This window comes from Dyadobacter sp. SRI_021 (assembly GCF_057586235.1).
Genome location: NZ_JBYCZM010000049.1, coordinates 1 through 343, shown reverse-complemented (window position 1 = coordinate 343; position 343 = coordinate 1). Strand labels below are relative to the sequence as shown.

Here is a 343-nt window from a genome sequence, read left to right as displayed (position 1 = left end):
CGAGGAAGGTTCTGCCAATGGAAAATGGCCGGTCCCTTATCTGGATCCGGGTACGTACCGGTTTTACGCCAAAGTAAATACAGCGAGCGGCACTTTCACAACCGATTACATTACGGTTACGCTGACTGCCCCTGCTGTGACAGGTTGCCCCTCACTGACGGCCAGTATGCTCTCACCGGTCAACAACGCGAGTGTGGTCGGTACAGCCAGCACGACGACTGCTGGCAGGGTGATCACTGCCCTGAGCGTCAACACTTGTGTCCCGACAGGTACCACGGTCACCAGCGTAGAAATCTGGGCGTCAACTACCTCGGATACATTCCATAACCTGATGGGCAAGGCA

At 55.7% G+C, this 343-nt stretch carries 1 protein-coding gene; it reads left to right on the top strand.

What is annotated here, in order from left to right:
- Positions 1-343, top strand: a 343-nt coding sequence (locus AC2YIT_RS32215; protein ID WP_487281951.1) for a hypothetical protein, incomplete at both ends; no start/stop codon positions are given.